We start from the raw sequence: 24,540 nt of genomic DNA, 5'->3' as shown, positions 1-24,540 counted from the left end.
TCAGCGGTGCGTCAGGATCGTTGTCCATCGTGCAGCATGGACACGATTCCCATGCCCCTCCAGCGCCACCCGGGCGAGGCCCCGGACGCCATCGTCGATCGCCTCCCGGTCCAGGACCTCCTCAACCGGTTACCGCCCCGCCGCCGGGCCGTGCTGGTCCTGCGGTACTGCTGCGACCTCTCCATCGAACAGACCGCCCGCGCGCTCGGCTGCAGCCCCGGCACCGTCAAGAGTCAGTCCGCCCGCGCCCTGGCCACCCTGCGCAGCCACGCGGTGCGCGCCGGCTTCTGACGCCGGCCGCTCACACGCCGACGGCCGGCAGATCGCGCAGCGCGGCCGGGAGCGGCGGCACCCGCAGCGCACCACCGCAGGCGTCGAGCTGCCGGCGGATGTCGCCGCCCCACACGTCCCAGGTCCAGCCCGGCCAGTTCGGCTCCGGGTCGATGAGGGCGCCCTCGAACAGGTCGATGCTCCACAGCCCGGCCGTGCGCGACTCCGGCTCGAGGTGCAGACCCCAGCGGGGAAACACCTGGCGGGTCAGGGTGCGGAAGCCCGGCTCCAGGGCGGTGATCGCCGCGGCGGTGGTGAAGGCGACAACTGACGGGCGCTCGGTCGCCAGGTACAGCTCGAGCGAGCCGTCCGGATGCCGCACGCTCAGCACGCCCTCGTAGTAGGTGTCCGACGCGTCCGGGACACACCGCCCCGGGCCGTGGAACGGTGCCGGGCGACCCGCGAACACCGACGCATCGGGCAGCCGGTTCTCACGTAGCCTTTCGCGGTCCCGCCCGAGGTACGCGGCCAGGTCGAGCACCCCGTCGAACGCCCAGCGCACCCGCCAGCCCGGCCACGCCTCGGTGAGCGCGGCGAGCCCGTCGATGAACGCGGCGTAGTCCTCCACCCACTGGAAGGCGAGCAGCACCCGCCGGTCGTGGTCGATGAGCGCGGCGCCCTCGCAGTAGACGTCGGTCATGAGCTCCTCGACGCGCACCGGCCCGCGCCACAGCAGCGCCTCGGCCGTGTCGGGCGCGGGCACCACCGGCGGGTGCGGCGGGCGGATGGCATCGGTCGCCGCGCGGGGCCCGGCGCGGAGGTCGGCCACGACGTGGTCACCGCCCCACCGCGACCATGCAAGGTAGGTGTCCCCGTCCTCGATCACCACGTAGTTGGCCCGGATCCCCATGCGAGGCAACCTAGCCGCCCGGCCCGCGCCCGCCGACCGGTTTTCCGGCGGCCGGCCCGATCGCTGGTTTGCCGGGGGCCCGGTTGGGCACTGGCAGGCGGTGACGAGCGACGATGGGCCCCTGAAGCACCGCTGGCGCGCGATGAGTGTCGTGCTCGTGGCCGGGTTCATGACGCTGCTCGACGTGAGCATCGTCAACGTGGCGCTGCCGTCGATCCGGGGCAACCTGGCGTTGAGCTCGGCGGAGCTGCAGTGGGTCCTGTCCGGGTACGCGCTGACGTTCGGGCTGCTGCTCGTGCCGGCCGGGCGGTTCGGGGACGCCCGCGGGCGGCGCAACGCGTTCATCGCCGGGCTGGCCGTGTTCACGCTGGCGAGCGCGGCGGCCGGGCTGGCCACCGGGGCGCTGTGGCTCATCGTCGCGCGGCTCGTGCAGGGCGCCGCCGCCGGTGTCGTCAACCCGCAGGTGTCCGGGCTGATCCAGCAGCTGTTCGAGCCGGCCGAGCGGGGACGGCCGTTCGGGCTGCTGGGGGCCACGATCGGGGTCTCGACAGCCGTCGGGCCGCTGCTGGGCGGGCTGCTGATCCAGGTGTTCGGCACGGCCGAGGGCTGGCGGTGGATCTTCTACATCAACCTGCCCATCGGCATCGTGGCCATCCTGCTCGGCACCAAGTGGATTCCGGGGCGCTCGCCGCAGGCGCGGGAGCGCGAGCCGCTCGACCCGGTCGGCGTGGTGCTGCTGGGCGTCGGCGTCGTCGCGCTGCTGCTGCCGCTCGTGCAGGAGCAGCAGTGGAAGGGCTCGGCGAAGTGGCTGCTGGTCGTCGCGGCCGTCGCCATCCTGGCCGGCTTCGTCGCCTGGGAGCGCCGCTTCGCCCGCCGCGGTACCTCCCTCATCGATCTGTCGCTCTTCGGCGTGCGCTCCTATGGGCTCGGCGCGCTCGTCGGGCTGTTCTACTTCGGCGGGTTCACGTCCATCTTCTTCACGTTCACGCTGCTGCTGCAGAGCGGGCTGCACTACTCGGCGCTGGAGGCGGGGCTGGCGGTGACGCCGTTCGCGCTCGGCTCGGCGGCGGCCGCGGCCATCGGCGGGCGGATCGTGAACCGCTACGGCCGGCCGCTCGTCGTCGCCGGCCTCGTGCTCGTCGGCCTCGGGCTCGGCGGCACCGAGCTCGCCCTGCACCTCGTGCCCGGCCGCGGGGCCGGCTTCGCGACGGCCCTGCCGCTGCTTGTCGCCGGCATCGGCAGCGGGCTGGTGATCAGCCCCAACCAGACGCTCACCCTCGCCGAGGTGCCGGTGCGGCGGGCCGGGAGCGCCGGGGCGGTGCTGCAGACCGGGCAGCGCATCGGCACCGCCGTCGGGATCGCCGCCGTCGGGGCCGTGTTCTTCAACCGGCTGGCCCACCACGGCGGCGACTGGGAGCTGGCGTTCCAGGCGTCGCTATGGGTGACGATCGGCTTCGTGGTGGTCGCGCTTGTCGCGGCCGTCGTCGACGTGGTCGGCGGCGCGCGGAGCCCGGACCGCGCCGGCCGCGGCGGCGACCAGGAGCGCGAGGGCGACCGGCAGGAGCAGGGCCACCGGTAGCGGCACCACCTGCGTGGCCGCGCCGATCAGGACGGGCCCGGCGAGGAAGCCCGCGTAGCCCAGGCTTACCGCGACCGACAGCGCCCGCGCCGGCTGGGCCGGGTTGCGGGCCGTCGCCGCCGAGAACACCTGGGGCGCCACGCACGAGAGACCGGCGCCCAGGGCCGCGAACCCGGCCACGCCCGCGATCCGCTCATCGATCAGCAGCGCGACGCCCAGCCCGGCCGCCGCCACCAGGCCACCCAGGCGCACCAGGCCGACCGGGCCGAGCAGCACGGTGAGGCGGTCCCCGACGAGGCGGCCGGCGGTCATGGCGATGGCGAACGCGGCGTATCCGGCGGCCGCGAACCCGGCGGTGCCGCCCAGGTCGTCGCGGAGGTACACGGCGCTCCAGTCGGCCGCCGCCCCCTCCCCCACCAGCGCACAGAACGCGAGCCCGCCCAGCAGGTACACACCGTCGAGCCGGCCCGCCTTCACCCGGCCCGGCTCCGGCGCGGCCGGCGGCGGCTCGGTCGCGATCCAGCCCAGCGCCCACCCGGCCAGGGCCACGGCGAGCGCGCCGACGAGGAGGAACGTGCCGCGCGGCGACCAGCCCAGGTGCGCGCACAGGCCGCCGAGCGCGGCCCCGGCGAACCCGCCGATGCTGTACACCGCGTGGAACGACGAGATGATCGGGCGCCCGTAGGCCCGCTGGACCCCGAGCGCGTTGGCGTTCATCGACACGTTGAGCACGCCGTGGTTGAGGCCGAACACCAGCAGGGCCAGGGTCAGCAGCGGCAGGGAGGGCGCGTAGGCGGAGGGCAGCAGCAGGACCCCCTCCAGCAGCGCCGTCGGCCGCGCGACCCGCACGCTGCCGAACCGGTCCACCAGCCGCCCGGCCCCGAGCTGCCCCGCGATCGCGCCCACGGCCAGCCCGAGCAGCGCCACGCTGAGCCGGAAGTCGTCGAGCTCCAGCCCGTGCTTGATCGCCGGCACCCGCGCCGTCCAGGCGCCGAGCGCGCCGCCGAACAGCAGGAACAGCAGGCAGCCGGCGATCCGGGCGCGGCGCGGGGCGACTGGCACAAGGCACCGTACCGCGTCCGCCACCCTTTTGACACGCTCCGAAATAAGGGTCGGGCCGCGCCCGGTCAGGACCTGCCCAGCGCCGCGGCCGTCGCGGCGTCGGCGGGCAGAAAGGCCTCGAGGCGCAGCTCGGCGATCGTCACGTCCACCGCGGTCCCGAAGTGCGTGAGCGTGGTGATGAGGCTCAGCTCGCGGTCGTCGGTGTCGCGCAGGCGCAGCGGTACCGCGAAACCGAGGTGGTGCAGGCCCGGCTGGGCCGGCCGCGGGGGCGCCAGCCCGGCCAGCTCGGCGGCCAGCGCGACGAGGCGCTCGTCGGGGTTGCGGGCGGCCTCGGCGCGGACCCGGTCGACGACGTGCCAGGCCCACTCGTCGAGGTTCACGATGCGCGGCGCGAGGCCCCGCGGGTGCAGCAGGAACCGGGCCACGCTCACCGGCGGCTCCAGCAGCGCCGGATCGGCCCCGCGGGTCAGGCGGTGGAACGCGGCGTTCGCCGACACCAGGTCGCCGTGCCGGTCGACGACGACCGCCGGATACGGCAGGTGCCCGCGCAGCACGTGCTCGAGCGCCGCCCGGACGGGGGCGAGCTCCGGAGAATCCAGAGCACTTCGGGGGTACGCGGGAGCGAACCCGGCCGCGAGGAGCAGATCGTTGCGCTCGCGAACGGGCACCTCCAACGACTCCGCCAGTCGAATGATCATCGCCCGCCCGGGCGCGGACCGGCCGCTCTCCAGGAAACTGACGTGCCGCTGCGTGGTGCCGGCCCGCACGGCCAGCTCCAGCTGACTCACCCGGCGCCGGCTCCGCCACTCCCGCAACGCACCACCGAACCGCTCCGTCACCGCTCCTGTCTACCGCTTCACCCGCCCGCCCGCCGATTCCCTCCGGGGAATTGCCGCCGCGCGCGCCGCGGCCGGATGGTGCTGCCCATGACTTCCATCCAGCCGATCCGGGCCTGGCACATCACCAGCGGCGCCGGGATCGAGGGCCTGACGCTCCGGGAGCACGACCCCGTCCCCGCCGCGCTCGCACCGGGCGAGGTGCACGTCGCCGTGCACGCGGTGTCGCTGAGCTTCCGCGAGCTCCTCGTGGCCCGCGGCCGCTACGTCCTGCCGGTGAAGCCGGACGTCGTCGCGGTCTCCGATGGCGCCGGCGAGGTGGTCGCGGTCGGCCCCGGCGTGCGGCGGTTCAAGCCCGGCGACCGGGTCGCGGCAGCCCTGTTCCCGCACTGGCTGGACGGCCCGCTCACGCCGGAAAGCCTGCCCCAGCTGGGCGGCACGCTCGACGGGATGCTGGCCGAGGAGGTGGTGCTGCCGGAGCGGGCGCTGGTGCACGCCCCGGCCAACCTGACGCACGCGGAGGCGGCGACGCTGCCGTGCGCGGCGGTGACCGCCTGGAACGCGCTGACCGGCGACGGCCGGGGAGTCCACCGCGGACAGACGGTGGTGGCGACGGGCTCCGGGGGCGTGTCGCTGTTCGCGGTACAACTGGGGCGTCTGCTGGGTCTGCGCGTGCTCGCCACGACCGGCTCACCGGCCAAGGCCGACCGGCTGCGCGCCCTGGGTGCCGACGCGGTCCTCGACCGCCGCGCGGACTGGCCCGCCGAGGTCCGCCGCCTGACCGCCGGCCGCGGCGCCGACCGGGTGATCGACACCGCCGGTGCGCTGCCCGAGGCCCTCGACTGCCTCACGCTCGACGGCCACGTGGCCCTCGTCGGCGCCGTGTCGGGCGACTGGCCCGCCCTGGACCCCCGGCTCATCTTCGCCAAGGCGGCTACCGTCCGCGCGGTGGCGGTCGCCACCCGCACGCAGTTCGAGGCCCTGAACGCCTTCATCACCGCCCACGACCTCCACCCGCCGATCGCCCGCACCTTCCCCTTCCACCAGGCCCGCGAGGCCTATCACCACTACGAGTCGGCCGACCCCTTCGGCAAGGTCGTCATCACCGTGCGCTGACCCTCGCGGCCACCACGCCGGGCGGAAAGCGCCCGGGTGCGGCACCCAACCGGAGCCGGGTGGATCGCGTGTGGGTAGGTGTGGACGGTGAAGAGAGCTTCCGGGCGTTCGTTGTCGCGCGCGGGCCGAGGCTGTCGCGGATCGCGTTCCTGCTGACCGGTGACCATCAGCTCGCCGAGGACCTCGTGCAGACGGCGCTCGCACGGGCGGCGCTGCGATGGTCGCGGCTCGTGGTCGGCGGCGATCCGGAGGCGTACGTGCGGCGGATCATGGTCAACGAGCGCACGAGCTGGTGGCGGCGGCAGCGCTTCGAGGTGCAGGGGCGGGCGCCGATCGAGCTCGACGGTGCGGCCGGGCGGGACGAGGCGACGGAGGTCACCGATCGGGTGGCGCTGCTGGCCGCGCTGGCCCGGCTGACCCCGCGGCAGCGGGCGGTCGTGGTGCTGCGCCGGGCGCACCGCATCCGCCGCCGCCGGCGGCTGGCCGGAGCCGCCGCGGCGGCCGCGGCCACGGCGGTGGTGCTGGCCGCCGGGGTGGCCGTCTGGCCGGGCGGCCGGCCGGGGGCGGAGCCCGCCGCACCGGTGCCGACCGTGCTGACCAGCCGCCGGCCGACGCTCCCGGCGCTGCCGGACGCGGCGGTCGGCGCGGCCTCGCTGCTCTACCACGAACCGTGCACCGGAGGGTCCTGCGATGCCGACGTGACGGTGCTGGTGGACGGGCGGCGCTACGCGCTCGGCCGGTTGGGCGATCTCGGCACGCCGTCGCTGTCGCCGGACGGGCGGTGGGTTGCCGCGCTGTTCGGCAGCGGGTATCGGCTGCGCGACCTGACGAGCGACGCGGCACCGCAGGCGCCGCTCGGTGACCGGCTGCGGTCGGGCGTGTGGGAGCCGATGGGCTGGTCGCCCGACAGCCGCTGGCTCGTGATGTGGTCGGTGCTCGGCGGCGACACCTTCGGCTACACCCGCGTCGAGCTCACCAGCCGCCAGGTCGTGACCTACCGGCCGCCCGTCGCGAACGAGGTGATCGCGGTCCTGCCCAGCGGCGAGCTGGTCGTCGTGGACCGCGGCCGGCCGCTGACGCTGCACATCCTCGACCCGGCCACCGGCGCCGAGCGGACGGTCGCCGTCGACGCCCGCCAGGCCGCCCTCGGCCCCGGTCAGGAGCTGTTCAACGGCGGCACCGACCCGGCGCTGGTGTCAGCGGACGGCACCCGCATCACCATGACCGTCAAGCAGGACCATCGCGCGGTCCGGCTGCTGGAGATCAGCCTGGCCACCGGCGCCGTGGAGCGGCAGTTCGCCCTGCCGCCCGGGTCCGCCTGGCGGCCGGCGGCGGTCGCCGGGGACGCCGTCCTGATGGTCGCCCACGAGCCGACCCGCGTCGGCCGGCTCGACCGCGCCACCGGCGCGATCACCGTGACCAGCCCCGTCCCCGACACGGCCAGGGTGCTGCTCCCCGGCGCTCACACGCTGTTCTGAGCGTCTCCGCGCAGCCCTTCCGCGTAGGCGTCCGCGAACGCGGAAGGGCCCAGGGCGGCGGTCGCCCCGGCGGCGGTCGCGGCCACGTCGGGGTCGCCGGCCACCGCGGTGCCGCGCAGTGCCACCGCCCGGCCCAGCAGCACCGCGGCCGTCCGGGCCCGGCCGGTCAGCAGCGCGTGCCCGGCCCGGCCCTCGAGGACGTCGGCCAGGTTCGCGGGCAGCGGCGCGCGCTGGACCGCGGTCCACGCGTCCTCGTGCAGGCGGGCGGCGTCGTCGAGGCGGTGCTCGGCCTCGGCCAGGCGGGCCCGGGCGGTGAGGACGCTCGCGCGGACGTACACGGAGGCCGGGTCGCCGGGCCGGATCTCCGCGGCCGCGCGCTCCAGCTCGGCCGCGGCGAGCGGGAGGTCGCCGCGCAGGCGGGCCACCTCGGCCAGGCCGAGCGCGCTCGCCGGGGTCGGGATCGCCCGGCGGAAGTCCGCCTCCGCGGCGGGCAGGGCAGCCTGCCGGATGCTGTCGAAGCCGCGGCGGCACAGGACGTCCGCGGCTTCGAGGGCGGCGCCCAGCTCGTCGAAGCAGCCGATCGACACGGCCCAGCGCTCGTGGGCCAGGGCGTGGTCGCCGCGCCACGACGCCACCTGGGCCAGCCAGTCCTGGCACTGGCCGATGCCCCAGCGCTCGCCGAGGGCCAGGAACCGGGCGTGCACGTCCTGGAGGCGGGCCTCGGCCGGGTGGCCGCCGAGGACCTGGAGCAGCTCCAGGCCGAGGTCCTGCAGCGCCTCGTTCCACGGATCGCCGGCCAGGATCGCCGGTGACGGGTCGGGGCCGGTGCCCGGGGCCCGGGACATGCCCCACACGGCGGCGCCGAACGGGTGGCGCAGCGGGCGGTCAAGTGCGGCCACCACCGCGTCGGCGTGCGCGCGGTGGGCCGGCGGGGCCATGGACTCGGCGTGCACGACGCAGCTGACGTACTCCTCCTCCAGCCCCTCGACCGGCCCGTCCAGCAGCGCGGCGGCCAGCGGCGCGACCTCCCGGCGGCGGCCGCTCAGCCACCAGTACGCGGCCAGCGCCGTGATCAGCCGCATCGCCGTGGGGCGGTCGGCGTGGCGGACGGCGGCGATCAGGTTGTCGTGGTCGGCGGCCAGGACGGCCAGCCAGTCGAGCTGCTCGGCCCGGCGCAGGAACCCGTCGGCGGTGCACGCGAGCCGCAGGAAGTAGGCGGCGTGGGCCTGCTGCAGGCGGGCCTGCTCGGCCGCGCCCAACCGCCCGCGGCAGAAGAGCAGGATCGTCTCCAGCATCCTGTACCGCCCATCGCGCGCCACCACCAGCGAGCGATCGGCGAGATCGATGAGCACCTCCTCCCCCGCACCGCAGACGGCCAGCGCCGCCGGCCCGGTCGCGCCGCCGGCGAACACCGACAGGCGGCCGGCGGCCGTGCGCTCCTCGTCGCTGAGGAGCCGCCACGACCAGTCGACGACGGCGTGCAGGGTGCGGTGCCGATCGGCCGCGGTGCGGTCGCCGCGCGACAGCACCGCGAAGTGCTCGTGCTGGGCGAGCCGCGCGGCCAGCGCGTGGATGTCCAGCTGCCGCAGCCGGGCCGCGGCCAGCTCGATGGCGAGGGGCAGCCCGTCGACGAGCGCGCAGACCTGGCGGACCGCTTCGGCGTTGCCGGCCCCGACCGTGAACCCGGGCCGCACGGCCGCGGCGCGCTCGGCGAACAGCGCCAGCGCCGGCTCGGGCGGCAGCGGGCCGACGGGCACGAGCACCTCGCCGGTCAGCCCGAGCGGCTCCCGGCTCGTCGCAAGCACGCGCAGCCCCGGGCCCGCGCCGAGCAGCGTGCGGACCAGCCCGGCGACGGCGTCCAGGGCCTGCTCACAGTTGTCCAGGACGAGCAGCAGTTCCTGGCCGGCGAGGGCGGACTCCAGCCGCCGCACGGGATCGGCCGCGGCCGCGGGGGCCAGGCCGCCGTCGCGCAGCCCGAGCGCCGCGGCGACCTCCAGCGGTACCCCCGCCGCGTCCTCGACGGCGGACAGGTCGGCGAAGCAGGCTCCCGGCCCGGCCGCCTCCACCGCGAGCCGCGTCTTGCCGGCTCCTCCGGGCCCGACGAGCGTGACGAGCCGCGCCGGCCCGAGCGCGGCCAGCCGCTGCAGCTCCGCCGCCCGCCCGATCAGGCGGGTGAGCGGTGCCGGTGGGCCGCGCCGCGCGGGTGGTGCGCTCTCCCCCTGCAGCAGTCGCAGGTGTACTGCGCGCAGCGCGGCCGAAGGGTCGGTGCCGAGCTCGGCGGCGAGGAGCCGGCGCAGGTCGTCGAACTCGCCGAGGGCCTCGGCCGTGCGCCCGGCCGCGTGGAGTGCCCGCATGAGCTGACCGCGCAGCCGCTCGCGGAAGGGGTGCTCGGCGACCAGCCGGCGCAGCGGCCCGATCGCGGTGCCCGCGGGCAGGGCGAGCTCCGCCTCCACGAGGTCCTCGACCGCGGCCAGCCGGGCCTCCTCCAGGCGCACCACCTGCGCCGCGGCCTCCGGCAGGTCGGCCAGGGCGGGTCCGCGCCACAGGTCAAGCGCTGCTCGCAGTACTGATGCCGCGGCTCGGCACTCTCCCAGCGCGAGCAGCCTCCGGCCGTCGGCGGCGCCGCGCTCGAACCGGTGCACGTCGACGTCGTCGGGGTCGATCGCGATGCGGTATCCGGCCCCGGCGAACTCGACGAGGCCGCCCGGCAGCGCCCGCCGCAGCCGCGAGACCTGGGCCTGCAGCGCGTTGGGTGTCTCGCCGCCGAGCCGCTCGAACGGCACGACCCGCCCGGCCGAGAGCAGCAGCCGGACCAGCAGCGCCCGCGGCTTCGGCCCGGCCACGGCGACGGCGTTTCCGGCATCGTCGTGGACTTCGAGCGGCCCGAGGATGCTGAAGCGCATGATCGCTATTGTGCGCCTGCGCTGATCAGGTCCACGGCGCCGCCCGGCTCGTTCGACAGCGGGAAATATTTGCATCAGTAAAATCAACTTCCATGGCACCTTCCGCACCACAGGTCTTCGCCGAGATCAGTACCTCCGCGCCGCCGGGCCCGCCGCGCCGGATCCTGGAGCGCGCCGTCGTCCTGGGCGGCAGCATGGCCGGGCTGATGGCGGCCCGGGTGCTCAGCGACCACGCCGGCGAGGTGGTCATCGTCGAGCGCGACCCCACCGAGGGAGCCGAGCCGCGACCCGGGGTGCCGCAGGGCACGCAGGTGCACGCCCTGCTCCCGGCCGGGCAGACGCAGCTGGAGCGCTGGTTCCCGGGGTTCACCGACGCGGCCGTGGCCGCCGGGGCGCCGGACTACGGGCGCAGCGACGGGCGCGTGTACATCAACAACAAGCTCCGCGAGGTGCCGGACCCGCCACCGGAGCGGCCGATCCTCATCACGACCCGGCCGTTCCTGGAGTATCAGGTCCGGCGCCGGGTCCTGGCGCTGCCCAATGTGCGCGTCGTGTGCGGGCGGGCCGAGGGCCTGCGGTTCACCGACTCGGCGGTGACCGGGGCGGCGTACGTGCCCGCGGGGCAGGACGAGCCGGTGCTGCTCGACGCGGACCTGGTCGTCGACGCGATGGGCCGCTCCAGCCGGCTCAACGACTGGCTGGAGGAGCACGGCTGGCCGCGGGCGCCGATGCAGCGGATGCCGATCCGGCTCAACTACGCGTCGGCGCTGTTCGAGCGGGACGAGTCGATAAGCGACGCGTGGGTCGTCGTCACCCAGGAGACGCCGGGGCCGGGGCGGGTGGCGCGGATCGGCGGCGTGCTGTCGGTCGAGCAGAACCGCTGGCTGATGCTCGTCGCCGGATACGACGACGACCGGCCCTCGCGCGACCCGGCGGAGTACGCCGAGCGCTGCCGCAGGTACTTCCCGGCGATGTTCGGCGAGATCGCCGAGAAGGGCCGGATGATCGGCGGGATCATCACGTACCACCAGGCCGACAGCCGCCGCCGGGACTTCCACGCCGTGGACCGGCTGCCCGCCGGGCTCGTCGCGGCCGGCGACGCGGTCGCCTCGTTCAACCCCGTGTACGGCCAGGGGATGACCTCGGCGACGCTGCACGCCTCGTGCCTGTCGGCCTGGCTGCAGACCGGGCCGGACGTGACCACCACCCCGGCGCGGGAGTACTTCGAGAAGGTCCGCGTCGTCGTGGACGCGGCGTGGCAGATCTCGACGTTCGCCGACCTGGGGCTGCCGCACGTCACGTCCGGGCAGCCGCGCGGATACCGGATCATCCGCTGGGCCGGCGACCTGGTGCAGCGGGCCTCGATGGTCGACGAGCCGACGTGCCGCGAGCTCAACCGCGTGACGTCGATGGAGACGCATCCGGCCGCACTCGCCCGGCCCGGTCTCGTGCTGCGGGCGCTGCGACTGCGGCTCATGGGCCGGATCTGAGACAGGGAGGGGGCGCGGCCCGATCGGCCGCGCCCCTCATTCGGTTACAGGCCGCCCAGCAGGCCCAGCAGGCCCAGGATCTGGTTGAGCAGCTGCGAGATCTGCGCGAACAGGCCGACGCCGTCGAGCAGGCCGGCGATGCCGCAGATCAGGTTGCCGAGCAGGTTACCGGCGCCCGGGATCGCGGTGATGTTCAGGTGCACGCGGTCCAGGTGCACGGCCAGGCCGAGCAGGTTGAGGTCCAGCGGGGCGAGGTTCAGGTCGAGCACCTGGCACCCGATGGGGTTGATGTCCTGCACGGCGAACGTCTGGGTCTGCGAGACGTTCTGCACGGCGCCCGTGGAGTCGGTGAGCTGCCCGGCCAGCACGCCGGTGGCGTCGACGTGGTCGGCCGCCGGGGTGAACTGCGACGGGGTGAACGTCCCGGCGAAGGTGCCGGTGCCGCCCTGGGCGTCCGTGAAGGTGCCGGTCACCACCGAGGTGAGCGTGCCCACCGCGTCCGGTGCCGCCGCCTTGGCCGGGGCCGCGTTGGCCGCGGTGCCGCCCACCAGGGAAAGCGCGACCATCGCGATGACCATCGCCATCGCACCGAGGGCGGTACGGAACTTGGGGTTCTCCATTGATCCTCCTCGTTCGTTCGGGTCCCTTTCTGGATTGCCGGTGAGGATTTGGACAAACGGTATTGATCTGTGTGGAGACCGACACACTATTTCGAATTGACCATGTTGCGCTGCAGGTAGACGCACTTCCAGCGCCCTCCCGTGCGGCCGAAAGCCATCAGCTCGCCGGTCGAGCGGTTGAAGACCGCCGCCGCATCGCCGTCCCCGGGGCCCGGGGCGGGACTCGCGCCGGAACGGGCGGTGACCAGCAGTCCGGCGCCGGAGTCGCCCACGTTCATGAGGCCCTCGCACGCCAGCCCCGGCAGTGCGGCGAGGTAGCGCAGGATCGCGGCCCGCTGGTCGCGGCCGGGGATCCGGTCCGTGTTCAGCTCGGCGACCGTCGCCAGCGCCTGCGCGGGGGGCAGGGCGACACTCAGGTCGAGCGCGGCGGCGGCCGGCAGCCGACCGGGCCCGAACGACTCGTCCTCGTGCGGGGCCGGCGTCGGCAGCTGGTCCTGGTGCGCCTGGAAGTACTCGAGCGAGGCGTTGTCGCCGATGGTGACGATGCCGTTGTCGGTGACGCGGCGGCCCGAGCCGTCGGCGGCCCGCCAGGTCTGCACCTCGGCATGCCAGTAGGCCCCGGCGACCTGCCCCGGATGGCCGGGAATCGCGTAGACGCGGCTGCCGGGGATGCTCTGCCGCTGGTACTCGTAGGCGCCGCGCACCCCGTCGTACGGCGCCGGCTGCACCTGCCCCGCGAGCTCGGCCAAGCAGCCGGCCCGCACCGTCGGCGCCACCGGCGGCGGCGCCGGCTGGACCGACGGGTGCGGCCGCAGCAGGACCGCGGCCCCGGTGAGCACGGCGACGACGGCCAGCGCGACCGCGGCCACGGCGAGGGCCCGCCGGCGCCGGGGCGGGTCGAGGTCCGCCGCGACGGCCGCGCGCCGCAGCACGGCATCGGGGTCGCCCGGGCCGATCGGGACGTTGCGGGCCGGGTCGGCCGCCTCCAGCCGGGCGTGGAGCTCCTGGTGGTTCATCGGGTCCCTCCGATCCGGGCGGGCGGGGTGGCCGGCTCGTCGCGCAGCTGCTCGATCAGCCGCCTGCGGGCCCGGTGCAGCCGCACCTTCGCGGCGGTGACGGTGCAGCCGAGGGCCACCGCGGCCTCCCGCACCGCGAGCTGTTCCCAGGCGACGAGCCGCAGGATCTCCTGGTCGTCCTCGGGCAGCCGGGCCAGCGCGGCCCGCACGTCGACGAGGCGCGCGACCGCGTCGTGGCGGTCGCGATCGGGGACGTCGAGCAGCGCGAGCGGCGGCGGGGCGGCCCGCTCGGCGCGCCAGTGGTTGGCCAGCAGCCGGCGGCCCACGCCGTAGAGCCACGGCAGCGTGCGCGCGGGCGCCTCCCGCCGGCGGCGCCACGCGACCAGGAACACCTCCTGGGCGAGCTCCTCCGCCGCGGCGGTGCCGTCCAGCCGGCGCAGGCCGTAGCGCACGACATCGGGATAGTGCCGGGCGTAGATGCCGCGGAACCAGTCGGCGTCGCGTTCGTTGACGACGTTCATGTTCTTCTCTGTGTGCGCGGGCGCGACAAGGTTACCGGCCCGCAGCCTTCGCGTCGCCGGAGCCGCGAGCATGACGGCCGACCACCGGGCTTGCTCATGCACGATGCAATAGTGCAGAATGCACTAGCATGGAGCATGCAGTGCCGAAGGCCGATCGGGACCTGGTGGCGTTGACGGTGCTCGCGCTGCTGCTCACCGGGCCCCGGCACACCTACGAGATGCACCGGCTCATCGAGAAGACGCACAAGACGTTCGTCACCGGGCTGCCGCGAAGCCTCTACCACGCCACGAACCGGCTCGTCGCCACCGGTGACATCACGGTCGCCGGCACGGGCCGGGACCCGGGGCGGCCGGAGCGGACCGTCTACGCACTCACCGAGCCGGGCGGCCAGCGGCTGCGGGAGTGGGTGGCCCGGCTGATGCGCATCCCCGACGCCGACTCGACGCTGTTCACGGCGGCGCTGAACTACGCGGGGTGCCTGCCGCCGCCGGTCGTCGTCGACGCGCTGCACGAGCGCCAGGCCGAGCTCGAGCGGCGCGTCCGGGCCGCACTGGGCGCGCTCGGGCTGCCGCTGCCCCGGATCCTGCTGCTGGAGACCGAGTACGAGGCCGCCCGCCTGGCCGCGGAGGCCGCCTGGGTGCAGGGCATAGCCGCGGACATCGAGCGCGGCGCGCTGCAGTGGCCCGGATCGCCGCTGGAGATCGCCGGCGTCGAGGCACTGCTGCGGGAGGAGGGCTCGTGAAGCTCCTGTTCGAGGCCTCCGCCCCGGTAGCGGCGCCCGTCGAGCGGGTGCTCGCGCTCATCGACGACGGCTGGGTGCTCACCGCGTTCCTCGGCCCCGAGCAGCGCGCATACGTCGACATCGATCACCGCCCCGGCGTGGTCGGCTTCCAGGGCCACTGGTGGTACCGCGGCGAGATCAGCGCCGAGCCCGCCGGTGAGCACGGCACCACCGTCGTCTACCGCGTCTACAACATCGCCGCCCGCGGCGCCTGGGCCGTCCCGCTGGCCAACCGCCTCTTCATCGGCTGGCGCAAGAAGGTCGGCGACGGCGCCACCCGGCTGGCCCGCCAGATCGAGCACCACCTGAGCTGACCTCCTGCACCCCCGGCCGCGGGGACGGCGCTCAGAACAGCGCGGAGCGGCTGGTCGGGGCGAGGCGCAGGTGCTCGGCCCGCACGACGTGGGCCGGGGTGGCCGGCGGGAGCGGGGAGCGGGTGAGGTGGACGAGAACGTGCTCGCCCGCGCGGACGGGTAGGCGGGGGAAGGTGTTCTCGGCGTACTCCGTCCGCAGCACCGCCAGCGCGTCCGGCCCGGTGGGCGGCTCCTCGGGGAACGGGCGGTCGGAGTACCAGATGGAGGCGTGCAGCAGTGACTGCGGGCCGGCGCCGCCCCGGCGGCCGGGTGGAAGCGGCGTCAGCGCGCGCAGGAGCAGGACGTCGTCGGAGTCGAGCATCGTGGCGTTCGCGGCCGGCCCGTGTTTTGTCCACACTGGACCGTTGTAGAACGCTTCAAGCGCTGCGCGGCGCGACGGCATGTCGGGGAAGGCGCGGAGCCAGACGAAGCGGTCGGGGGCGTCGAGGTCGCGGAACTGGCCCAGGACGGCCATGCCCAGCTCCTCCTGGGTCTCCACGAACTCGCGATCGAACAGGTCGATGAGCTCGTCGCGCCGGCCCTCGCGCAGGGTGTACTGCCGCAGCTCGACAATCACTGCAGAATCCTCTCCAGAACGGCGGCGACGCTCTGGCGGGCCAGTGTCGCCCGGAACGCTTCGGTCGCCTCGTCGTACAGGTCGCTGAGCACGGGACGGATGCCGCGGCCCACCGGGCACTCCAGGTTGGGCTCCGAGTGGTGCAGGGCGAGGAGCGGCTCCGGGGACACCGCCAGCCAGACGTCGAGCAGCGTGATGTCTTCGGCCCCACGGGCGAGCGAGAACCCGGCGCCGGCACCGCGGCGGGCCGTCACGAGGCCCGCCCGCTGCAGGTCGCCGAGGCTGCGCCGGACGATCACCGGGTTGGTGTTGACGCTCGCCGCCACCTCCTCGGAGGTGAGCACCTCCCGGCCCTGCCGCCGGGCCAGCTCCAGCCACGCCAGCGCGTGCGCCGCGATCGTCACCCTGCTGTTGGCCGCCACGCGCCCAGTCTCGGCCAAACCCGCACCAAAAGCAACAACTTCTGTTACAACAACATCAGCCGTCGACAGCCGGACTGACCGCGGCGGCCGGGCGGTTCGGGCTCGGGATCGCGGCCGGGGTGCTGATGGCTGTCGCGATCCGCTCCGGGCGAAGGGGTCGTGCCGTTCCCGGTACCGTCGGCGCCGGAGCCGGGAACGGCACGACCGATCCGCGCGACCGGCCTTCGGCGGCGACCGGCGCGCGGACGTCTCAGGCGCTGTAGACGCGCAGCTCCGAGACCTGCCCGGCCGGCCAGCCGGTGTTGGCCGTGAACGTCAGGCGCAGATACCGGGTGGTGACGGTGGCCGGGAAGGTGATCGTGACCGTGTTTCCGGAAGCCGGATCGAAGGTGTACCCCTGGGCGCCCACGATCCCCGTGAAGCTGCTCCCGTTCGTGCTGCCGCTCACCGCCACCGTCTGCGTCCGGGTCGCCCACGAGGACTGCGGCGGCAGCGTCAGGACGATCCGCCGGGTGGCGACGGCACTGCCGAGGTCGACCTGCAGCCACTGCGGCCACGCGTTGTTCGCGCTCTCCCAGTAGGTGCCGGTGTTGCCGTCGACCGCGTTGCCGCTGCCGTACGTCTGGGTGTGGCTGCTCTCGGCGGTCGGCCGACCGGCGGCCAGGTTCGTGGAGCCGCTCGGCGGGGCCGTCGTCGTGGCGGTGACCGCGTTCGAGGCGCCGGAGGCGTTGCCGGCCGCATCGAAGGCGGCGACCGTGAACGTGTACCCCGTGCTCGCACTCAAGCCCGTCGCGGTGAAGGCGAGCGTGGTCGTGGTACCCACGACACTGCTCGTCGCTCCTGCGACCCGGCTGATGCGATAGCCGGCGACGCCGACGTTGTCGGTTGCGGCGTTCCAGGCCAGGGCGACTGTGGTGTCGGTCGTGCCCGTGACGCGCAGGCTGCCGGGGACCGACGGCGCGCTCTGGTCCGGGCCGGTCGGGAACGGGGCGGTGAAGCGCGCCTCGGTCAGCGCGATCTGGCCCTTGAGCATCCGGCCGCCGTCGTTGGTGAGGCGCAGGTAGTAGTCGGACGAGCAGGGGGTGCCGTCCTCGTCGAGCGCGCGCATGCCGGAGTTCGTGGGCTGCCAGGCCGCGCTCTCGGCGGTCTTCGCGATCTGGTTGCCCTCGTTGAACTCGTCGAACATCGAGATGTAGGCGCTCTTCACGCCGGCCCGGGTGTGGTTGTAGAACTGCCGCCACATCAGCTCGCCGTGGCGGCGGTGGCCGGCGGCGAGGTCGCCGGGGATGACGCACGGCTGGTAGTCGATACCGCGGGCGTTGAGGTCGGCCAGGTCGCCGAGCACGCGGTTCTGGTAGTACCAGTCGGCGCCGGCGTTGTCGCTGATCCGGCCGACCATCCACGGCGAGACCATGTCGAAGGCGTGGTACACGTCGATGAACCCGGCCCGCGAGTCGTCGGTGCCGAGCCGCCAGTGCGTCGGCACGCCCCCGATCACGTAGCAGCCCTGGCCCTTGAACCAGTTGATGACGTCGAGGCAGGCGGCCGGGGCGAACGGGCGGCCGTCGTCGTTGAACCCGAAGCCCCAGATGCACACGACCGGCTTGCCGTTCTGCCGCGCGTAGGCCGCGGAGGCGGCGTGCGCGGACATCTTGTTCGCCCAGTCGGCCTTGATCTCGTTCTGCATCGTCAGCCACCAGGTGACGTCGTACATGATGTAGAACTTGCGGCCGTAGGCCTCCGCCGCCTGGCGCACCTTCTGAGCCATCGCGTCGCGGGTCGCGCCCTCGCCGCCGTTGGGGTTGAAGCGCTGCAGGGCCGCGGTGTCGCAGCCGTTCTGCTGCATCCAGCGGAAGTGCGTGTCGACGGTCTGCTGGTCGTAGGACGAGAACAGGTTCGCCGGCTGGCCGTTGCCGAGGTTGGCGAAGTTGGTGCGGTACCCCTTCGTGAAGTCGCGCATGTCGGGCCAGCACGTGATCGAGCACGCGCCCGGGGCCGGCGGCTGCGACCAGTCGGGGCTGTAGTGCCACCAGCCGTTGATCGGGGCGCCGTCGCCGGGCGCGGCGAACCAGCCCTGGTAGCCGACGGTGATCTTGCCGACGACGTCACCGGGCGCGCTGGCCGCCGCGGACACGCCGGCGTTCAGGGCGATCGGCACGGCGGCGGCGGCGCTGGCGGCGATCGAGGTGACGATGACGGAGCGGCGGGAAACTCCCATGGGTGGACTCCTCGGGCACGGCGGGGGAACGGACCCTGGGCGGGGGCCCGCACACGTCCGGCATAAGGCAGCAACACCGCCCCTCCACCGGCTCCGGCATCGGCTTACACCTGTGCCGATGGTGAGTGGCTCCGCTTCGCGGACCGCTCACGCCGGGTGGGGGCGCGTGGTTGGCGGCGCTGACATTGTCGGCTTCTGGCGTGAGATCCTGCCAGGGTCCGCGCTCCCAACGCAATACTTCGATATGAAAGCCGCAAGTTTGCGACGAACTTTTGCAGCGTTCGGCGTCAGCCCCACAGACTCGGAAGATTCACCACAATCCCGTCCTGGGTACTGCGGGCGATGACGACGACAGCCTCCTCGTCCCCCGGGTTCTCCTCGCGGTGCGGGACGAATGGCGGTACGAACACGTAGTCGCCCGGCTCGGTCTCCAGGCGGATCTCCTCGGCGCCCTCCGCGAAGACGAACACGGGGTGGCCCGAGACGACGTAGATCGCGGTCTCGGCCTCGCCGTGGTGATGGTCGCCGGAGTTCGTCGCCGGCGCGACGTGCGTGCGGCCCATCCAGAGCTTCTCGGAGCCGACGGTCCGCCCGGAGATCGCTTCCAGGCGGCTCATGCCGGACGTCTGCCGCGTGTCGCCGGTGAGCTCGGCGCCGCGGATGTGCCGCAGGGGTGCGTGCCAGTGATCGGTCATCGTTGCGGGTCCTTTTGTCCGAATTGTCGTTACACGGTTGTCGTCACACAGTGCAGTGGCCGGGCCCGGGGCCCGGACCGGACGGGAGCTCGACATCATGAACCGCAGGAGCTTGCTGCTGGCGGCCGGGGCCGTCGGCGTCACGACCGCCGTCGGGGGTGCGGCCGCCGCCATCGCCGCGACCGGCCCCGAGCGCGGCGGCCCCGCGCGGCCGATGCTGACCTGGGAGCTGGTCGGCGGGTTCGTGCCGGCGGGCTGGAGCGCGCTGCGGGCGCCGCGGCTCGTCGCGTACGACGACGGCGTGCTGATCGCGGACGCGGCCAAGCGGCTGCGGATCGGCCCGGGCGAGGTGCGCTCGCTGCGCAACCACGCCACCACGGTGCTGCGCGACCCGGCCAACGGCCAGCGCCGCCCGGGCGCGCCGATGATCGCGGACGTGCCGTCGACGGTCTTCACGGCCCGCGCGAACGGCCGGAAGTTCAGCCTGACGTTCGAGGGGCTGGAGGAGACGCGGCGCGACCGGGCGTACCCGACGCCGGCGTACTCCCTCCTCGACCACCTCACCCAGCTGCGCAACCGGGTCACCGGCTCCGGCGCCGCGTTCCACCCGGACGCGGTCCGCGCGGTCGTCGTGCTGCTCGACGCCGCCCAGCCGACCACCGCCGTGCAGCCGTGGCCGGCCGGGGTGCCGGTGCCGCAGTTCCGCAAGGACGAGTTCCTGACGCAGATGGACCTGCGCGACCGCCAGGCCCGCGCCCTCATGCGCGCCGTGCCGCACCCGGACCAGCCGCAGTGGCCGGTCCTCAAGCTGCCCGACGGCCGCCGGGCCCAACTCAACTGGCGATTTTTGCTGCCACACGAATAGATTTCATCGTCTCGATCAGGATCCGCTGGGTGGTCCGGACGTCCTCGACCATCTGAAAGGCGCCGTGCAGGACGGCGAACCCGTGCATCGCGGCCCGCAGGACGCGGGTCGCGTGCACGATCTGCTCGTCGGTGAGGTCGTAGGCCTTGAACACGGCGAAGAGCACGTCGAGGATCCGGCTCGCGGCCGCCGCGGCGGCCGGGTCGGTGACGTCGGGACGCTGGGGCGCCAGCGAGTATCGGTGCGGGTGGCCGATCGCGTAGCCGTGATAGGCGAGCATCACCGCCTCGAGCGCGTCGTCGCCGCTGCGGCCGATCACGGCATCGATCACCGCGGTGGTCAGCTCCTCGTAGATGCGGACCGTCAGCAGTCCGCGCAGCTCGGGGAGCCCGGCCACGTGCTTGTAGAGCGACGGCGTGGCCACCCCGCACTCGGCCGCGACCGCGGCCAGGGTCAGCGCCGCCGGCCCGCCCGCGTCGACGACCCGCAGCGCCGCGTCCACGATCGCCGCGGGCGTCAGGCCGGCCCTAGGCAACGCCGGCCTCCAGGCTCATTCTCATAGCTTAAAAGCTAATGATGTTAGCCTGGACCCGTCAAGCCCTACAGGCTGCGGGGCAGCCCGAAGTAGGGCAGCGTGGCGTTGTCCAGGAACCGGGTGAAGGCCGACACCAGCTCACCCCGCATCGTGATCACGAGCAGCCCGTGGGCGCGGCCGGACACGTAGCAGCCGTAGGCCGGCTGCCAGTTCGCGCCCGTCGGGACCAGCCGGTAGCGGCGCCGCCCGTCGGCCAGCCCGACGTGCCGGAAGAACTCGCCGATCGCGGCCCGCCCCTGATACTCGAACGGCGCCGGCGGCATCGTCAGCCACGCGTCGTCGGTCAGCAGCGCGACCATCGCATCCACGTCGCCGGCCTCGATCGCGTCGGCGAACCGGCTCGCGGCGAGGCGCTGCCGCGCCGACAGCGGCCCGGCACCCGCCCGGCCGGCCTCACCGCGCCCGGCCTCACCGCGTCCGGCCCCGGCCGGCTCGGCCGCCGGCCGCTCGAACGAGATCGACCGGGCCCGCTTGAGCAGCGCGTTCGCCGCGTCCTCGGTCACGCCCAGCAGGTCGGCCGCCTCCGCCGCCCGATACCCGAGGACGTCGCGCAGCAGCAGCACCGCCCGCTGCCGCGGCGGCAGTGACTGCACCGCGGCCACGAACGCCAGCGAAACCGCCTCCCGCCGCTCGTAGCGCGCCTCCGGCCCGGGCGTGTCGTCGGGCAGCCCCTCCAGGAGCGCGTCGGGAATCGGCTGCAGCCAGATCGTCTCGCCCGTGCGGGTCGGCGCGGGAAGGTCCGCCCGCGCGGCCGGGTCGGCCCCCGGCCGGGCCCGGCCGGCGTCGCGCAGCCAGTTGAGGCACCGGTTCGTCGCGATCCGGTACAGCCACGTGCGCACCGACGCCCGCCCGGCGAACCCGCCGAGCCCCCGCCAGGCCGACGTCAGCGTCTCCTGCAGCACGTCCTCGGCGTCCTGGACGGAGCCGAGCATGCGGTAGCAGTGCACGAACAGCTCCCGCCGGAACGGCTCGATCAGCTCGGCGAACGCCCCCGTGTCGCCGCCCCGGGCCCGATCCAGCACGCTCATCACCGTCATTGCAGCACTTCCAGGCCGTCCGCGCTGAGCTTGTAGGCGCCGCCCGGGTCGTCGAGCACGGCGAGCACCGCGGCGCCGGCCCCCTCCGGGGTGACCACGGGGCCGAGGCGGGCCGTGAACTCCTCCACGGAGATGCCCTGCTTCGCCGAGTAGGCGTCAGCGCCCGCGTCGCCGACGCCGGTGCCCGGCGAGAGGCCCGGCAGCAGCGCCACGAACCGGATGCCCAGGCCGAGGCGGGCCGCCTCCTCGTCCGCATAGCGCGCGACGAACCGGACCATCGCCTTCGCCCCCGCGTATCCACCGCTGCGCGGCGACCCGGCCAGCGCCGCGCCGCTCGACAGCAGCACCACCACGCTCCCCGGCGCCAGCGGCCCGCGCAGCGCCGCCCGGCACCACTCGAAGGCCTGGCGCACGTCGACCTCCCACGGCGCGGAGAACGACTCCCACGTCTGCTCGTGCACGGGCCGGATGTCGGGCACCGCGCCCGCGTTCAGCACCAGCACCGCCGGTGCGTGCTCGGCGAGCACGCGCTCGGCCACCCCCGGCGCGGCCACATCGGCGACGACGTCCGCGTCGTCGCCCCGCGCGACGGTGACGGTCGTGTACCCGGCCTTCGCCAGCGCCTCGGTGATGCCCCGCCCGAATCCCCGCGTCCCGCCGGTCACGACGGCGGTCAGTTGTCCAGTCATGCCCGTATCGACACCGTCCGGCCGGAAAACTGGTCAGTACTGCTTGAGCTCGATGCCCGTCGCGTACCTGTCGGTCAGCTTCAGCATCATCCGCAGCAGCCACCGGGACTGGAACGTCCAGTTGCGCATCGCGATCCGCAGCGCGCTGGGCGGGGCCAGGAACGGGCCGGCGCTGCCCTGCCGGGAGACCTTCGCATACCCGCGGAAGGCGGCCTCGTAGGCCGCGAACGCCGTGCGGAAGTCGCCGCCGGCCGCCCGCAGCTCGCCGGCCAGGACGTAGGCGCCGACCACCGCGAGCCCCGTGCCGAAGCCGCCGAGCGTGTTGCCGTATCCGGCGTCACCCAGGAGCACCACCCGGCCCTTGGAGTACGCCGGGACCTGGACGCGGCTGATGGAGTCCAGGTACACGTCGTCCGCGGCGTCGAGGCGGTCGAGCAGCTCCGGGATGCGCCACCGGCCGCCGCTGTAGGCGCCGCGCAGGATGCGCTTCGCGGCCTGCGGGTCGTAGCGGTCGTACTGCAGCTGCGGCGAGCGGAACACGAAGAACGCGGGCGCCTTCGGGCCGCCGGTCGCCACCATCCGCCCCGGCTCGTTGTACATGAACGCCTCGTCCTCGCGGCCGCCGTCCGCGGTGAGGCCGTCGACGAGCGCGTAGTAGTGACCCAGGAAGGTGACGTAGTCGGGCTCGGGGCCGAAGGCGAGGCGGCGGATGTTGGAGTGGATGCCGTCGGCCCCCACGACCAGGTCGAAGCCGGCCGGGGCGGAGCCGGCGAACGTGACGTGCACCCGGCCGGCCGTCTCGGTGAGCGACGTGACGGAGTCGCCGAAGCGGTATTCGCAGGCACCGGCGGTCCGGGCGTGCAGGAGTGCGGCGAGCTCGCCGCGGCCGATCTCGATGTCGCCGCCGGTGAACTCGCCCGGGATGACCGCCAGGGGCCGGCCGTGCTCGTCGACGATCGTCTGGTCGCGGCCGCCGGTCTGGCGCGCACGCACGGCGTCGAGCAGGCCCATGCGCTCCAGGACCGTGCGGTGCGTGGCGCCCTTGAAATCGACAGCCTGGCCGCCGGGGCGCAGCTGCGGGGCGCGCTCGACGACCGTGACGTCGCAGCCGTAGCGGGCCAGCCAGAACGCGAGCGCGGGGCCGGCGATGCCGGCGCCGGAGATGAGGACCGTGGTGTGCTTCATGCGCCGACCATGGCCCGGGCCGCTGACAACCCACGACCGATCCGCTGACAGCCTTGACTGTGCATAGACGATAATGATTGTCTGCACCGCATGCGAACGCTCTTCATCGCGGGTGTGTGCACCCTGCTCGTCGGCCTGGCGGTCACCCCCGCGGCGGCCGCGCCGGGGCCGCCCGAGGCCGGGACGCCCAGCAACTCATGGCCGGCCGCCCTGCAGGTCGTCACCGACGACGACGTCAACGTGGCCTGGAGCGGCGATGCCCTGCGCATCGCCGACCCGGCCGCGGTCCCGTCCGGCCGGCGCTCGCCCGTCGTCTCCGGCCTGCTCGTGCTCGCGCCGCACGACCTGGCCACCGCGGCCAACCAGGTCCGCGCGTTCACCACGAAGGCGACGGCCGGGGTCGACGTGGAGTACCGCGGCCGGCCGGCCGGCGGCGCCTGGTCGGAGTGGACGCCCGCCGGCACGGCGCTCGCGCAGGACGTCGTGACCGTGCAGATCCGCGTGGCGCTCACCGGCGAAACGGCCGCCGTCAACGCGGTCGTGCTGGTGGCGGCGTCCGTGCCGCCGGCGCCGCCCGCGGCGGGCCTGGCCGCGGCCGGCAACGTCTCTCGCGTCTACGCCACCCGCGAGGGACTCGTCGGTGCCACCACCGCCAACGGCCACGTCATCGCCGCCCGTGACCACTTCGTCGCGCTGCCGTCCCGCCGCGGGCTGGCCCCGAAGAACACCGGCGACTACACCGTGCGGGTCTGCACCACGAGCGGGTCGCGCTGCGAGTTCGCCCCGGTCTGGGACGTCGGCCCGTGGAACACCACCGACGACTACTGGAACCCGGCCGCCACCCGCCAGTCCTGGAAGGACCTGCCGCAGGGCCGCCCCGAGGCCCAGGCCGCGTACCAGAGCGGCTACAACGGCGGCAAAGACCAGTTCGGCCGCGCGGTCGCGAACCCGGCCGGCATCGACCTCGGCGACGGCGTCTTCCTGGACGGGCTGCTGCTGACCGACAACTCGTGGGTCGACGTGGCGTACCTGTGGACCGGCACCGGCGTCCGCGGCGTCGTCGGCAGCGGCCCGCTGAACATCCGGGCCGGGGCCGGCACCAGCTTCGCGAGCAAGGGGTACGCGGCCACGTCCGCCCAGGTCCCGATCGAGTGCTGGGTCACCGGGCAGTCCGTCGCCGGCCCCTACAGCACGACGACCCGCTGGGACCGGATCGGCACCGGGCAGTACCTCAGCCACGCCTACATCTCGAGCACGACCGGCGGTAGCGCGCCCGCCTGCTGAGGCCGGCACCGGCCGCCGGCGTCGCGTCCGCCGGCGG

23 protein-coding genes and 1 pseudogene are annotated in these 24,540 nt (G+C 74.5%); 9 read left to right on the top strand and 15 right to left on the bottom strand.

What is annotated here, in order from left to right; translation table 11 throughout:
* Window positions 1-36: 36 nt before the first annotated feature.
* Window positions 37-291, top strand: a complete 255-nt coding sequence (locus Dvina_RS55675) for a sigma-70 family RNA polymerase sigma factor (protein WP_223102594.1) — start codon at window positions 37-39, stop codon at window positions 289-291.
* Between the two features lie 10 nt (window positions 292-301).
* Here Dvina_RS55675 and Dvina_RS12445 read toward each other — a convergent pair whose 3' ends face one another.
* Window positions 302-1,180: a hypothetical protein gene (locus Dvina_RS12445; protein WP_223102592.1), complete on the bottom strand. Its 879-nt coding sequence runs from the start codon at window positions 1,178-1,180 to the stop codon at window positions 302-304.
* Window positions 1,181-1,322: 142 nt separating this feature from the next.
* Between Dvina_RS12445 and Dvina_RS12440 the strand changes: the two genes are divergently transcribed.
* A complete protein-coding gene (locus Dvina_RS12440) occupies window positions 1,323-2,759 on the top strand; it encodes an MFS transporter (protein WP_223105493.1) in 1,437 nt (478 codons plus the stop codon).
* Between the two features lie 93 nt (window positions 2,760-2,852).
* Here the strand turns inward: Dvina_RS12440 and Dvina_RS12435 are convergent.
* Both Dvina_RS12435 and Dvina_RS12430 read right to left on the bottom strand, forming a co-directional pair.
* Window positions 2,853-3,734, bottom strand: a pseudogene (locus tag Dvina_RS12435) (MFS transporter); the annotation flags it as partial.
* A gap of 152 nt (window positions 3,735-3,886) precedes the next feature.
* Window positions 3,887-4,660, bottom strand: a complete 774-nt coding sequence (locus tag Dvina_RS12430) for a helix-turn-helix transcriptional regulator (RefSeq protein WP_223102591.1) — start codon at window positions 4,658-4,660, stop codon at window positions 3,887-3,889.
* A gap of 87 nt (window positions 4,661-4,747) precedes the next feature.
* Between Dvina_RS12430 and Dvina_RS12425 the strand changes: the two genes are divergently transcribed.
* Both Dvina_RS12425 and Dvina_RS12420 read left to right on the top strand, forming a co-directional pair.
* On the top strand, window positions 4,748-5,773 hold the full coding sequence (locus Dvina_RS12425) for a zinc-dependent alcohol dehydrogenase family protein (RefSeq protein WP_246656180.1): 1,026 nt from the start codon (window positions 4,748-4,750) through the stop codon (window positions 5,771-5,773).
* Window positions 5,774-5,841: 68 nt separating this feature from the next.
* Window positions 5,842-7,251, top strand: a complete 1,410-nt coding sequence (locus Dvina_RS12420; protein ID WP_246656179.1) for a sigma factor — start codon at window positions 5,842-5,844, stop codon at window positions 7,249-7,251.
* Here Dvina_RS12420 and Dvina_RS12415 read toward each other — a convergent pair.
* Window positions 7,236-10,154: an ATP-binding protein gene (locus Dvina_RS12415; protein ID WP_223102590.1), complete on the bottom strand. Its 2,919-nt coding sequence runs from the start codon at window positions 10,152-10,154 to the stop codon at window positions 7,236-7,238. The two genes, Dvina_RS12420 and Dvina_RS12415, sit on opposite strands and share 16 nt — an antisense overlap.
* Window positions 10,155-10,246: 92 nt before the next feature.
* On the opposite strand from Dvina_RS12415, the gene Dvina_RS12410 reads away from it, so the two are divergent.
* A complete protein-coding gene (locus Dvina_RS12410) occupies window positions 10,247-11,644 on the top strand; it encodes an FAD-dependent oxidoreductase (protein WP_223102589.1) in 1,398 nt (465 codons plus the stop codon).
* 44 nt (window positions 11,645-11,688) lie between these two features.
* Here the strand turns inward: Dvina_RS12410 and Dvina_RS12405 are convergent, their stop codons facing one another.
* The 3 genes from Dvina_RS12405 to Dvina_RS12395 form a co-directional block, all read right to left on the bottom strand.
* Complete coding sequence (locus Dvina_RS12405) at window positions 11,689-12,264, bottom strand: hypothetical protein (protein ID WP_223102588.1); 576 nt, start codon at window positions 12,262-12,264, stop codon at window positions 11,689-11,691.
* A gap of 86 nt (window positions 12,265-12,350) precedes the next feature.
* Window positions 12,351-13,280 (bottom strand): hypothetical protein, encoded by a 930-nt coding sequence (locus Dvina_RS12400; protein WP_223102587.1) that lies wholly within the window; start codon window positions 13,278-13,280, stop codon window positions 12,351-12,353.
* Window positions 13,277-13,801, bottom strand: a complete 525-nt coding sequence (locus Dvina_RS12395) for an RNA polymerase sigma factor (protein WP_223102586.1) — start codon at window positions 13,799-13,801, stop codon at window positions 13,277-13,279. Before Dvina_RS12395 ends, Dvina_RS12400 begins: the two co-directional genes overlap by 4 nt.
* Window positions 13,802-13,929: 128 nt before the next feature.
* On the opposite strand from Dvina_RS12395, the gene Dvina_RS12390 reads away from it, so the two are divergent.
* Window positions 13,930-14,544, top strand: coding sequence for a PadR family transcriptional regulator (locus Dvina_RS12390; protein ID WP_223102585.1), 615 nt, complete (start codon window positions 13,930-13,932; stop codon window positions 14,542-14,544).
* Window positions 14,541-14,897 (top strand): hypothetical protein, encoded by a 357-nt coding sequence (locus Dvina_RS12385; protein WP_223102584.1) that lies wholly within the window; start codon window positions 14,541-14,543, stop codon window positions 14,895-14,897. The genes Dvina_RS12390 and Dvina_RS12385 overlap by 4 nt, the downstream gene beginning before the upstream one ends.
* Window positions 14,898-14,928: 31 nt before the next feature.
* Here Dvina_RS12385 and Dvina_RS12380 read toward each other — a convergent pair whose 3' ends face one another.
* The 4 genes from Dvina_RS12380 to Dvina_RS12365 all read right to left on the bottom strand — a co-directional run bounded on the left by Dvina_RS12380 (window position 14,929) and on the right by Dvina_RS12365 (window position 18,848).
* Complete coding sequence (locus Dvina_RS12380; protein WP_223102583.1) at window positions 14,929-15,513, bottom strand: NIPSNAP family protein; 585 nt, start codon at window positions 15,511-15,513, stop codon at window positions 14,929-14,931.
* Window positions 15,510-15,935 (bottom strand): Rrf2 family transcriptional regulator, encoded by a 426-nt coding sequence (locus tag Dvina_RS12375; RefSeq protein WP_223102582.1) that lies wholly within the window; start codon window positions 15,933-15,935, stop codon window positions 15,510-15,512. The genes Dvina_RS12380 and Dvina_RS12375 overlap by 4 nt, the downstream gene beginning before the upstream one ends.
* A 250-nt stretch (window positions 15,936-16,185) precedes the next feature.
* Window positions 16,186-18,153 carry a discoidin domain-containing protein gene (locus Dvina_RS12370; RefSeq protein ID WP_223102581.1) on the bottom strand — a complete coding sequence of 656 codons (1,968 nt, stop codon included), beginning with the start codon at window positions 18,151-18,153 and terminating at the stop codon, window positions 16,186-16,188.
* A 287-nt stretch (window positions 18,154-18,440) separates the two neighbouring features.
* The gene (locus tag Dvina_RS12365) at window positions 18,441-18,848 is read right to left on the bottom strand and encodes a cupin domain-containing protein (RefSeq protein ID WP_223102580.1); all 408 of its coding nucleotides are present in this window, start codon (window positions 18,846-18,848) and stop codon (window positions 18,441-18,443) included.
* A 97-nt stretch (window positions 18,849-18,945) separates the two neighbouring features.
* Between Dvina_RS12365 and Dvina_RS12360 the strand changes: the two genes are divergently transcribed.
* Window positions 18,946-19,713, top strand: coding sequence for a hypothetical protein (locus Dvina_RS12360; RefSeq protein ID WP_223102579.1), 768 nt, complete (start codon window positions 18,946-18,948; stop codon window positions 19,711-19,713).
* Here Dvina_RS12360 and Dvina_RS12355 read toward each other — a convergent pair.
* The 4 genes from Dvina_RS12355 to Dvina_RS12340 all read right to left on the bottom strand — a co-directional run bounded on the left by Dvina_RS12355 (window position 19,682) and on the right by Dvina_RS12340 (window position 23,219).
* Complete coding sequence (locus Dvina_RS12355; protein WP_223102578.1) at window positions 19,682-20,215, bottom strand: TetR-like C-terminal domain-containing protein; 534 nt, start codon at window positions 20,213-20,215, stop codon at window positions 19,682-19,684. The genes Dvina_RS12360 and Dvina_RS12355 overlap by 32 nt on opposite strands.
* A gap of 98 nt (window positions 20,216-20,313) precedes the next feature.
* Window positions 20,314-21,336, bottom strand: a complete 1,023-nt coding sequence (locus Dvina_RS12350) for an RNA polymerase subunit sigma-70 (RefSeq protein WP_246656178.1) — start codon at window positions 21,334-21,336, stop codon at window positions 20,314-20,316.
* A gap of 5 nt (window positions 21,337-21,341) precedes the next feature.
* Entirely contained in the window at window positions 21,342-22,034 is a 693-nt protein-coding gene (locus Dvina_RS12345) for an SDR family NAD(P)-dependent oxidoreductase (protein WP_223102576.1), read from the bottom strand.
* A 33-nt stretch (window positions 22,035-22,067) separates the two neighbouring features.
* A complete protein-coding gene (locus Dvina_RS12340) occupies window positions 22,068-23,219 on the bottom strand; it encodes an FAD-dependent monooxygenase (protein WP_223102575.1) in 1,152 nt (383 codons plus the stop codon).
* Window positions 23,220-23,309: 90 nt separating this feature from the next.
* Here Dvina_RS12340 and Dvina_RS12335 point away from each other — a divergent pair, with 90 nt between their 5' ends.
* The gene (locus tag Dvina_RS12335; protein ID WP_223102574.1) at window positions 23,310-24,503 is read left to right on the top strand and encodes a hypothetical protein; all 1,194 of its coding nucleotides are present in this window, start codon (window positions 23,310-23,312) and stop codon (window positions 24,501-24,503) included.
* The last annotated feature ends 37 nt before the right edge of the window (window positions 24,504-24,540 follow it).

Source organism: Dactylosporangium vinaceum (genome assembly GCF_019904175.1).
In the GTDB taxonomy this organism is placed as follows: domain Bacteria; phylum Actinomycetota; class Actinomycetes; order Mycobacteriales; family Micromonosporaceae; genus Dactylosporangium; species Dactylosporangium vinaceum.
This window is presented reverse-complemented; position numbering and strand designations above follow the sequence as displayed.

Excerpts from the sequence above, each read along its gene's own strand:
- Dvina_RS55675 (WP_223102594.1), top strand. The coding sequence starts at position 37 with ATGGACACGATTCCCATGCCCCTCCAGCGCCACCCGGGCGAGGCCCCG.
- Dvina_RS12445 (WP_223102592.1), bottom strand. The coding sequence starts at position 1,180 with ATGGGGATCCGGGCCAACTACGTGGTGATCGAGGACGGGGACACCTAC.
- Dvina_RS12440 (WP_223105493.1), top strand. The coding sequence starts at position 1,323 with ATGAGTGTCGTGCTCGTGGCCGGGTTCATGACGCTGCTCGACGTGAGC.
- Dvina_RS12425 (WP_246656180.1), top strand. The coding sequence starts at position 4,748 with ATGACTTCCATCCAGCCGATCCGGGCCTGGCACATCACCAGCGGCGCC.
- Dvina_RS12415 (WP_223102590.1), bottom strand. The coding sequence starts at position 10,154 with ATGCGCTTCAGCATCCTCGGGCCGCTCGAAGTCCACGACGATGCCGGA.
- Dvina_RS12410 (WP_223102589.1), top strand. The coding sequence starts at position 10,247 with ATGGCACCTTCCGCACCACAGGTCTTCGCCGAGATCAGTACCTCCGCG.
- Dvina_RS12405 (WP_223102588.1), bottom strand. The coding sequence starts at position 12,264 with ATGGAGAACCCCAAGTTCCGTACCGCCCTCGGTGCGATGGCGATGGTC.
- Dvina_RS12400 (WP_223102587.1), bottom strand. The coding sequence starts at position 13,280 with ATGAACCACCAGGAGCTCCACGCCCGGCTGGAGGCGGCCGACCCGGCC.
- Dvina_RS12395 (WP_223102586.1), bottom strand. The coding sequence starts at position 13,801 with ATGAACGTCGTCAACGAACGCGACGCCGACTGGTTCCGCGGCATCTAC.
- Dvina_RS12390 (WP_223102585.1), top strand. The coding sequence starts at position 13,930 with ATGGAGCATGCAGTGCCGAAGGCCGATCGGGACCTGGTGGCGTTGACG.
- Dvina_RS12370 (WP_223102581.1), bottom strand. The coding sequence starts at position 18,153 with ATGGGAGTTTCCCGCCGCTCCGTCATCGTCACCTCGATCGCCGCCAGC.
- Dvina_RS12365 (WP_223102580.1), bottom strand. The coding sequence starts at position 18,848 with ATGACCGATCACTGGCACGCACCCCTGCGGCACATCCGCGGCGCCGAG.
- Dvina_RS12360 (WP_223102579.1), top strand. The coding sequence starts at position 18,946 with ATGAACCGCAGGAGCTTGCTGCTGGCGGCCGGGGCCGTCGGCGTCACG.
- Dvina_RS12350 (WP_246656178.1), bottom strand. The coding sequence starts at position 21,336 with ATGAGCGTGCTGGATCGGGCCCGGGGCGGCGACACGGGGGCGTTCGCC.
- Dvina_RS12345 (WP_223102576.1), bottom strand. The coding sequence starts at position 22,034 with ATGACTGGACAACTGACCGCCGTCGTGACCGGCGGGACGCGGGGATTC.
- Dvina_RS12340 (WP_223102575.1), bottom strand. The coding sequence starts at position 23,219 with ATGAAGCACACCACGGTCCTCATCTCCGGCGCCGGCATCGCCGGCCCC.
- Dvina_RS12335 (WP_223102574.1), top strand. The coding sequence starts at position 23,310 with ATGCGAACGCTCTTCATCGCGGGTGTGTGCACCCTGCTCGTCGGCCTG.